The following is a 9808-nucleotide window of genomic DNA, read 5'->3' on the forward strand; positions in this document are numbered from 1 at the left end:
GAGGCGCCGCAAAGCGCTGGCACGCAAATATCATAGCCCGCTGACGTTTATGTGGGGTCTTGAACATGAGGTTTTTGGATGGTTCTACCTACCGGCACGACAGTAGCAGTTGCTGACGGCGAGAGGGTCCGCCTGTTCCACAATACGGGCGTGAAATCTGGGGCGCATTTGGCCGAGATCACGGCGGCTTCGCCAACGTCCGCCCATCCGGGTTCCGGCGTGCGCCACCACACCGGCTCCGCCAACCCGGACAGTAGACAACTCGTGGAGGACGACTTCGCGGCAGCGACGGCGGCGTTCCTCAACAAGCTCAGTCTGGACGGGACCATAGAGCACCTGGTCCTTGTCTCCGACCCCGGACCTTGGGGGAGATGCGCAAGCATTTTGACCGCGACCTGAAGGGCAAGATCATTGGCGAGCTCGCGGAGGACTTCACCCGGCGTCCGCTCGAGGACATCGCCTGTTTGATCGCCGATGCCTGACGCACCTCTGGAAACGGCTGCTCATGCAACTCCGTGCAGGCATAACCTGCGCGAAGTCAAAGTTGCCGACGACGACTGCTCTTGGAGGTCCGACAGGTCTTCTCCATCCGCCGCCAGTTCTCTCCGGCGGTAGCGCACTTCGCCGAATTCCTGCGCCAGAGGCAACGACAATATCGCCACGCTTCCAAACAATCCGCTTGCGCCTTCTGGTGATCGTAACCTGACAGATGGCGGCCCTAAGGAGAGGCGGCTCAACTCGCAACCCGGCGGCGCAGCACTCAAAGTGTCTAAAAGCCTGCTGCCATGATTATTGAATTTGCAACAAAAAATGCCTAGTGGGGCGATGACGGTACCTTCACGTTGGTGTGGTCACGCCGTCGAATGCCGCAAAATATGAAAAATCGTCCGATTGGTCCCGATAGTTAGTGAAACCTCGAAATTTTTTTCGCAATAGTTTTCCTTTTAAAATCAATAGCGTAACTTTTTGACGGTTCTTGAGTCGGATTCTATGCGGTTGCAGGAAATATTTGACAGCAATTTCAATGGGTTAAATGTTGTTTAAACAATCGGGTGGGAAATCATGCCCGCGAAGGGCATTTATCTCACACCGAGTGGCAGCTTTGCGCCCAAACTCCGTCCTAGAGTTGCGCTTTGCCGTTGACCCAAAGCTGCCGTTCGTCGGATCATGAAATTAGAAGGCGGCGTGGCCAAGACCGTGCCCTGTTCTTCTCACGCTAAAACTGCGCAGAGGTTCAGCCTCATCGTTCGAGGCAGATCGCCACGCCCTGGCCGCCGCCGATGCAGAGTGAGGCCAGGCCTTTGCGGGCGTTGCGCCTCGTCATCTCGTGGAGCAGCGTCACCACGATGCGGCAGCCGGATCCGGCCAGCGAATGGCCGAGCGCGATGGCGCCGCCACTGATGTTGATGATCTCCTCGTTCCAGCCCATCTCGCGGTTGACCGCGATCGCCTGCGCGGCGAAGGCTTCGTTGATCTCCATAACGTCGAGGGCGGACGGCCGCCAGCCGGCCTTCTGCAGCGCAAGGCGTGACGCCGCGACGGGACCCAGCCCCATATCCATCGGCTCGACACCCGCCGAAGCATAGGACGCGATCCGGGCGAGGGGCTTCAGCCCGAGTTCGTTCATCCGTGTCTCCGCCATCACCAGCACGGCGGCGGCACCATCGTTGAGGCCGGAGGAGTTGCCGGCGGTGATTGTCCCCGCCGGGTTGAAGACCGCTTAAGCCGGCCAAGCCCTTCGAGGGTGGTCGAGGGGTTTGGATGCTCGTCCCGGTCGACGACGGCATCGCCTTGCCTGGTCTTTACGGAGACAGGCACAACCTCATCGTCGAACCTTGCCGAGCGGATGGCTGCGCCGGCTTTCTCCTGTGACCGAAGCGCGAAACGGTCCTGCTCATCGCGCGTGATCTGGTAGCGCAGCGCCAGCGACTCGACCGTGACGCCCATGTGGACTTGATGGAATGCATCCCACAGCCCGTCGGTGATCATCGAATCCTTGACGGCCTGGTCGCCCATGCGCACGCCGCCGCGAACGCCTGGAAGGAAGTGCGGCGCCGATGTCATCGAGTCCTGTCCGCCGGATGCGCGGCAGCTTCTCCCATTGATGGAAGGGCGGCGGCGATGACAGTTGCCATTCCAGCGTGGTCGCCCCTTCGCCCCAAGGATTGGCGCTTGCTGGGCGTCTTCGGCTGAAGGCCTCGGCAACCGCGATGAAGAAGACGACGAGCCCGGCCGTTGAGATGTAGGAACCGATCGACGAGACGAAATTCCAGCCGGCGAAAGCATCGGGATAGTCGGCGTAACGTCGCGGCATGCCCGCCATGCCCAGAAAATGCTGCGGGAAAAAGACGAGGTTGACGCCGATGAACATCAGCCAGAAATGCAGCTTGCCGAGCGTTTCGCTGTACATATAGCCGGTCATCTTCGGGAACCAGTAGTAGAAGCCGGCGAAGATCGCGAAGACTGCCCCCAAAGACAGCACATAGTGGAAGTGAGCGATCACGAAATAAGTGTCGTGGTACACGCGGTCGATGCCGGGGTTCGCAACCATGATGCCAGTGACGCCACCGATGGTGAACAGCAGGACGAAACCGAGAGCCCACATCATGGGTGTCTTGAACTCTATCGATCCTCCCCACATGGTCGCCAGCCACGAAAACACCTTCACGCCGGTTGGAACGGCGATGACCATCGATGCGAAGGCGAAGTAGCGCTGCGTGTCGACCGACAGGCCGGTCGTATACATATGATGTGCCCAGACGACAAAGCCGATCGCGCCGATTGCCACCATTGCATAGGCCATGCCGAGATAGCCGAAGATCGGCTTCTTGGCGAAGGTGGAGATGACGTGGCTGATGATGCCGAAGCCAGGCAGGATCATGATGTAGACTTCGGGATGGCCGAAGAACCAGAACAGATGCTGGTAGAGGATCGGATCACCACCGCCGGACGGCGAAAAGAAGGTCGTCCCGAAATTGCGATCGGTCAACAGCATGGTGACCGCGCCGGCGAGCACCGGCAGCGACATGAGAAGCATGAAGGCGGTGACCAGCATCGACCAGGCGAACAGAGGCATCTTGTGCATGGTCATGCCGGGTGCGCGCATGTTGAAGATGGTGGTGATGAAGTTGATCGCGCCCAGGATCGAGGAGGCCCCCGAAAGGTGGATGGACAGAATAACGAGGTCGACGGCGGGACCTGGCTGGCCATCCGTCGAATAAGGCGGATAGAGCGTCCAGCCGCCGCCATGGCCGAGCGTACCGGGCGCTCCCGGAACGAACATCGAGGTGATGAAGAGGATGAATGACACCACCAGCAGCCAGAACGAGATGTTGTTCAAGCGGGGGAAAGCCATGTCGGGTGCGCCAATCATGATCGGCACCATCCAGTTGCCGAAGCCACCAATCAGCGCCGGCATGAGGACGAAAAAAATCATGACCAGTCCATGGGCACTGACGACGACGTTGTAGACACCCGGATCGCCAAAAATCTGCAAACCTGGTTCTTGCAACTCCACACGGATCAACACGGAAAGCGCGGTACCGAGGCACCACTGTAAGGGAGCTATTTTTGGCTGAAGCTTCTTTGCATGCGCGTCAGCTCAATGCGTGGCCGGCCAATCCATAAACCCACGGTCCGTTTTCTTCCCGGTTCAGGAATCGGCCCCCTTTGGACATGGTCGGAACGGTCTCGGCAATGCCAAGGCGGCACTGCTCGAGAAATGCGGCAAACATGCCATCCTTCTCCCGGGTATCGACTCGGGCGAAGCGCCCAGCAAGATTTACATCCGGTTGTCGATTAATTCACAGCGATGCCAACCAGGGATCCGCCAGCCTTGACGTGGCGGTTGTGACGCTCAGCCCTCGTTGTCGAGCTCCTGCAAACCATTCTGGATGGCTTCGATGAGCATCGGCGTAGAGTAGGGTTTCTGAACCCAGCCGAGTGGTCTTGCCGCTTCGGCCCGAAGCTTTACATCGCGGTCAGCGTGCGCAGTTGCAAAGATGCACCGGATACCGAAGGCCCGGTAAAGTTCCAACGCTGCGTCGATTCCGTCGCGCTTGCCAAGCAAACGGATATCCATCAAGGCAATCGTGGGCTGAGCCGAGCGCGCAATTATGATGGCCTCCTCGGCTGTGCTGGCTATCCCAGCCAACACGAAACCTGCATCGCTAAGACTGGCCTCGATATCAAGTGCAATCAGGTAGTCGTCTTCGACGATCATGACGGATGGTTTGCCGGAAACTCTCGCTTCTGCACCAGTCCCATCGTCTCTGGAGAAAACTAGCTGAGGTCTGGATGGTCGGCTCGAAACCCCCGTCCGGCTTGTCTCAACTATTGCCGTTTTTAACGTCAAAGCCGTTCTCCCCGGGAGCCTGAGAAAAAATCACGATGCAGCGAGACGGATCTCGCTCAACTTCGAAAATCCCACCAATCTGGCGCGCCAATCCCTCAACCAACCGCAAACCTGACGAGGAATGACGCTCTGCCCGCAAATCGAAACCTGGACCTTCATCCTCGACCGTCAACACCTGCTTTTGACCGTTTTGCTTGATCTCAACCCGAATGGTGCTGCTTCCCTTGGCCGCTGATCCATGTTTGACCGCATTGACCAAAAGCTCATTGACTATGAGCGCAAGCGGCATTGCGATATCGTTGGGCAATTGGATGGGATCGGCGTCGCAAACTAGTTGGACATTCGCTGGAAACATCTGCTTTGTGGTTTCGCAAATGGCCCCGACAAAAAGTGGCGCGCTGAAATTGGATGCATCTGGCGTGTCGTAGAGGACACGTTGAGCCGCAGCCATGGTCGCCACTCGTTTGCTTGCCTCACCAATTGTCTTGCGAGCCTCGGGATTTTGACTGGTCCTGGCCGCTACCGAAAGCAAGGACGTCAACATCATCATGTTGTTCTTAACGCGATGGTTGAGTTCGTTAAGCAGGATCCGCTGTTGTGTCTCAGCTTGCTTGCGCTCACTTACGTCGACCAGCATGTTGATGCCGCCGACAATTTCTCCAGCTGCATCCCGCATCGGCGTCGGATAGGGAATGAATGGGATCCGGGTGCCGTCCGGCCGCTCGGCAATCGCCTCAACTCCCCGGACCGGTCGCCCTTCACGAAGCGAAACAGCCATTGGACACTGGTCGTGAGGAAGTGGCGTTCCATCTGGCCAATAGAGCTTCCAGGTAACGCACCATTCATCACTGCCGATCACCGGCGTTCGGCCGGCGAGTTCGACCGCTGCCTCATTGAAATAGGTGATCTTGCCCTGCTGATCGGTTGTGTAGATTGCTGCAGGGATGGCGGCAAGCAAATCCTGAAGGTGACGTTCACTGTCGCGCACCTTTGCCTCCGCGACTTTCTGCTCGGTTATGTCCCGGGCAATTTTGGAGGCGCCCACGATACGGCCCGCTGCGTCTCGGACAGGCGATATTGTCAGAGAAATGTCGACTAGCGACCCATCCTTGCGGCGCCGGATTGTTTCGAAATGATCGACAATTTCGCCATTGCGTATCCGACCCAGGATGAGCGGCTCCTCCCCCAGCCGATCCGGAGGGATGATGATCGTGATGGACTTGCCGAGCACTTCCGAGGCCGAATAGCCGAACAGCCGCTCAGCCCCCCGGTTCCACGTTAAAATGACCCCATTCAAATCCTTGCTGACGATCGCGTCATGGGAAGACTCCACGATTGCTGCCAGCCTCTGAGCAGCATTTTCGCCCTTTATGCGCTGAATGCCGAAACCGAGCTGACGAGCGATGGTCCGACCCAATTCAATCTGCTCTTCCGAATACTCCTGAGGCTGGTCGAAGTAGGCCATGAACTTACCAAGGAGCCGTCCACCTTGTGTGATCGGAATGAAGTAGACCGCACCGATTCCCTCGCTGCGGATCGCCTGTTTTAATTGTTCCGGCAAGTCCGCATGCTTTGCATCGCCGACACAGATAGGCTGCGGATCTTGGCTCTCCGTCGACCAAGGCGAGTGTCCTTCCACCGCTAAGCGGTAAGTATCGGACAGGCCACGCCAAGCCACAAACTTCATGCGCCCATCTTTATCCAACAGCAATATCGAAGCACGCTGGCATTGGAGCGCACGTTGGATCGCATCGAGCGCCGGCTCATACACATCCTCTTGCGTGCGCGCATGCTGCAGCATTTCAGTGAATCGATGTATCGCACCCTGTTCCTCGGCACGTTTGGCAAGCGCCGCCTCAACCCGCTTGCGCTCGCTGATATCGTGCTGAACCCGTACAGCGTATCGAAACGACCCCTCGCAGTCATGAACACTCGACGAAGTCACAACAGCCCAAAAAACTGATCCATTCTTGCGAACAAATCGCTTCTCAAGTGTGTAGCTGTCGATTTCACCGGCCATTTGCCGTCGATACTGCTCTCGATCTGCTTCAACATCGGCCGGAAAGGTGCGGTCAAAAATCGACCGTCCAATCAGCTCATCCTGCGTGTATCCCAAAAGGGCACACAGATGGGAATTCACCCGCAGCAGTTGCCCTTCGACATTCGCTTCTACGATACCTGCGGCAGCGTTCTCATAGGTGATGGCAAGGCGCCGCTCCTGTTCGCGTATAAGCTCCTGCGCCTTGATCATTTCAGTCACATCGATGGTGATGCAGCGGGTGTTGAGGAAGCGGTCAGCCACTAGGCGAACGTTGGACGTTATTTCTACCCAGCGGATCGACCCATCTTTGGCCCGCAGCCGGGCCCGGTAGTTTTTAAGTTCCTCCCGCCGGGACAGGCGGTCCAATATGTCTCCAATAGCAACCTGATCTGCGTGAAATTCGCGAATATTGCGGCCTATATATTCCTCGGCCGTGAATCCCAACATTTCCAATTCTGCGCGATTGGCACGCAGAATCGTGCCGTCTTTTCCGACGAAGTGAAGTGCGATGGCGGCATTCTCGAAAAAATCCTCAAACTCATCAGTGAGGATCGGATCGGGAAGCTGACGCTCGCGACTCCTCTCCGAGAAAGATGCCACCTCATCGACTCGAGCAGGAAGACCCCCTTGTTTCATTTGGTACCCCCGTCTCCTAAGAAGCAGTTGGAAATGCGTGAGAGGACCAAAGGTTCCACATTGCCCCTTCAGTCGGCGCCAGGCGCATCAGATCCGTCAATGCCAGGTGCATCGACACCGTGGATCGCGGGCTCCGTGGGTCGCCTGGATAGGTGCAAATTCAGCAGAGGAGCTCAAAAGAAAATCGCTTGCCGCGCGCCGTTGCTAGGCCTCATTGCTGCCTCTGGGGGAAGAAGCAGGCGAATAACCTTTCTATCGTGGCTCTTTGCGAAGGTTGAGATAAGTCGCATCGAACTCAGCGGCTCGCGCCAAGCGATCCCAGTTCGTGATGGTCACCACCTTACGCTGCCAGGTGATAAGGCCAGCACGGCGCAATGCCATGAGCGTCCGATTGAGATGGACAACAGACAGTCCGATCGTATCCGCCAGCATGTTTTGCGTGACAGGGAATTCGAATGACCATTCCCGGGTCAAGCCGACGACCTCCATCCGCAGGAACATCTCGCAAATGATGTGCGCCAGGTGGGCTTCAGCGGACCGGCGCCCCAGGCAGGCAATCCATACCCTCTGAATGGCGGCATCCACCGCCAATATCGTCATCAGCACGCGGAACAGATGCTGGTGGGTCTCAGTGATCCGACGCAGCGGATCATGGCCGATGAACGCCATGCGAGCCGGTGCCAAAGCAACGACGTTGTGGTCCATTACGTGCAACAGGAATGCATGCAGATCAACGAAGTCGCCGGGAATGTGGAGGGCCGTTATCTGGCGCCTGCCGTCGGCGAAGGTGACAGTTCTTCCCGTGATCCCCGAGACGATAACGCAGCTCTCCTTGGGTTCGGCGTGCTCCGCGACGATTTCGTCACCGACTTCGTAGTCACGTACCCGCCAGGGACCGTCCTGAAGTACTGCCCGGTCTTGATCCGTGAGAACGTCCCGTCGCTCCAGCACTTTGAACAACACCGATACGTCGACAACTGATCGGTTCGGCAGTATCGTCTCACTTGGCAAGAGTTACCTCCTCAATGTCGAGCGCCGCTCAAAAGCTCAGATCAGGCCGGATGGCGTGCCGTGCCTCGCCGCTATGCTTGGGAACTGATCACGTCGACAGCCATCAAAATCGTAGCATCATGGATAGTACCGCTGTCTAAGGGGTCGAGAGCGGCAAGCCAGACCATCCATTTCTTCGTGTGGCCGATAGCTCTGGCGTTGCCGAGCGCTCGCTCGCGATGCCCAGCACCCATTCCGGCAAGCTGCATCTCCCCTCATTCACCTAATGAACGTAAGGCTGCACGAGGCCGAAGGTTCCGCTCCACAGGAAGAAGAACGCTTCATATCTTCCCCTGGAGCGACACCTTCGCCCCAACGGCCGGACCACGATATGCATGTAAGGGACTTGGCCGGAGACCGGGGCTGCCCTCACCCCGACCGCATTACGCCTGGCTCGTCGGTATCGTCGATCGCGCCCATCGCCTTCTGGAGTGGATACCAGATCCTGAAATCCGCTCGTGGCAACGAGATAGCCGGGTTCCTCGTAAACTTCCCAAGATGTCGATCCAGACCTGAGGCGAATCCGGCAAGCATTGCTTCTTTGCTGCTCGTTTCGCCTGCCCGTCGGCCGCAGCAAGGTTCGCGAGCTCGGCGTGAATTGCCGGGTCCGCCGTGCTTTCTATGGACTCAAAACGGAATTTCGGCATTCACATCTCTCATTCTAGTTAGGGCGAAGCGCCGGCAGCCGGTTGTTGGCGGCTGTCGCTGTTCGAGCCATCGTCCGCGAGCACGGTCTTGGCGATGTATTCCTTGAGGTCGCCGACTTCCTCGCTGATCTCGTCCGCCAGTATCCCTTCGCTTTCAGCATCGGAGATACATTGATCGGCTAGCTTCTCGGCGACTATTTCGGCCGCCATTGCCGAAGGGGCATCGCTGATATGTTCATCGATCCATTCTCCGACGAAATGTGCCGTTTTGTTCACCAGGAGGTCCGCGTCGCCGGCAGCAGCGGTCTTGGGATTGGCAAAAGCGGGTTTGGAATCCATTTGAGCACCACCTTCAATGTGCACCTACCAACGCGGATTTCGCACGAAGGATGCAAACACCTTGTCGAAAGTGCCGTGGGCTCGGCGATCGACCCGAGTGACTTCTTGCGCCGATTTGAACGGTGATCATTGCTGCCGAAATGGTGAGATGGAGAATGCTCGCAGCTGCTCCTAAAACGGTCATCGAACGCCGCTTGGAATGGAACATGCGCTCCCACCACTGCTTGGCGCTCCGCCGGCATGCATTGTAGAGCTTGGCACAACGGGAACCTGCGTTGCAGTCGAAAGTTCTTGATGATGGCAAATCGCCCGATCACGAGCGTGCTCACCTCAATTGGCACGTTGACCTCTCGGCCGGCAGCATTCCTGGTGCTGCTGGCTTACGCGGCCCTTTGGCTATTTCTCGACAGGGCGAGTTTGAACTGGCACGGCGCGGCGACCCTGTTCACCTGGGCCATGACACTGTTCATTCAACGCGCAGAACATCGCGACACGCAGGCGATCCATGCCAAGCTGGATGAGATGTTGCGAACGAATAGCTCGGCATCGAACATCACCAGAATCGATGATGAGGAACCAGAGGAAATCGAAAAGCATCGCACTCGCAAACAGCAGGGCGATTGAGATGTGCCATGCGGACTCGCGGCGCTACGGGCGGGTGCGCACCCAGTGAGGTTTGGCGTAAACCGGGGAAGGCTGCTTAAGAGCCTCAAATACGTGGCCGTTGCCGTCATCGCCAGC

Annotated in this window: 6 protein-coding genes and 4 pseudogenes; 2 read left to right on the forward strand and 8 right to left on the reverse strand. The window is 57.7% G+C overall.

The genetic code is table 11. The annotated features are described in order from the left end of the window. Positions 1-78 precede the first annotated feature (78 nt). Positions 79-482 (forward strand): annotated as a pseudogene (locus tag LB541_RS27325) (host attachment protein). 758 nt (positions 483-1240) lie between these two features. Here the strand turns inward: LB541_RS27325 and LB541_RS27330 are convergent. From LB541_RS27330 to LB541_RS27365, 8 genes and pseudogenes are all read right to left on the reverse strand, one after another. Next, on the reverse strand, positions 1241-1627 hold the full coding sequence (locus tag LB541_RS27330) for a hypothetical protein (RefSeq protein ID WP_181175339.1): 387 nt from the start codon (positions 1625-1627) through the stop codon (positions 1241-1243). Between the two features lie 66 nt (positions 1628-1693). Then, positions 1694-2064: pseudogene (locus tag LB541_RS27335) on the reverse strand (acetyl-CoA C-acetyltransferase); the annotation flags it as partial. 13 nt (positions 2065-2077) lie between these two features. Continuing rightward, positions 2078-3547: pseudogene (ctaD, locus tag LB541_RS27340) on the reverse strand (cytochrome c oxidase subunit I); the annotation flags it as partial. Positions 3548-3596: 49 nt separating this feature from the next. Further along, positions 3597-3782: pseudogene (locus tag LB541_RS27345) on the reverse strand (GNAT family N-acetyltransferase); the annotation flags it as partial. A 74-nt stretch (positions 3783-3856) separates the two neighbouring features. Continuing rightward, a complete protein-coding gene (locus LB541_RS27350; protein WP_140518341.1) occupies positions 3857-4222 on the reverse strand; it encodes a response regulator in 366 nt (121 codons plus the stop codon). A 106-nt stretch (positions 4223-4328) separates the two neighbouring features. Next, a complete protein-coding gene (locus LB541_RS27355) occupies positions 4329-7031 on the reverse strand; it encodes a PAS domain S-box protein (RefSeq protein WP_140672735.1) in 2703 nt (900 codons plus the stop codon). Between the two features lie 252 nt (positions 7032-7283). Further along, entirely contained in the window at positions 7284-8042 is a 759-nt protein-coding gene (locus tag LB541_RS27360) for a Crp/Fnr family transcriptional regulator (protein ID WP_140672736.1), read from the reverse strand. Between the two features lie 704 nt (positions 8043-8746). Then, a complete protein-coding gene (locus LB541_RS27365; RefSeq protein WP_224620017.1) occupies positions 8747-9091 on the reverse strand; it encodes a hypothetical protein in 345 nt (114 codons plus the stop codon). Between the two features lie 273 nt (positions 9092-9364). Between LB541_RS27365 and LB541_RS27370 the strand changes: the two genes are divergently transcribed. Beyond that, positions 9365-9691 (forward strand): low affinity iron permease family protein, encoded by a 327-nt coding sequence (locus LB541_RS27370; RefSeq protein WP_140499798.1) that lies wholly within the window; start codon positions 9365-9367, stop codon positions 9689-9691. The last annotated feature ends 117 nt before the right edge of the window (positions 9692-9808 follow it).

The sequence above is a fragment of the Mesorhizobium sp. BR1-1-15 genome, assembly GCF_020165475.1.
Classification (GTDB): domain Bacteria; phylum Pseudomonadota; class Alphaproteobacteria; order Rhizobiales; family Rhizobiaceae; genus Mesorhizobium.

Bases quoted from the DNA above. Each gene is read 5' to 3' on its own strand.
- LB541_RS27330 (WP_181175339.1), bottom strand. From the start codon at position 1,627: ATGAACGAACTCGGGCTGAAGCCCCTCGCCCGGATCGCGTCCTATGCT.
- LB541_RS27355 (WP_140672735.1), bottom strand. From the start codon at position 7,031: ATGAAACAAGGGGGTCTTCCTGCTCGAGTCGATGAGGTGGCATCTTTC.
- LB541_RS27350 (WP_140518341.1), bottom strand. From the start codon at position 4,222: ATGATCGTCGAAGACGACTACCTGATTGCACTTGATATCGAGGCCAGT.
- LB541_RS27370 (WP_140499798.1), top strand. From the start codon at position 9,365: ATGGCAAATCGCCCGATCACGAGCGTGCTCACCTCAATTGGCACGTTG.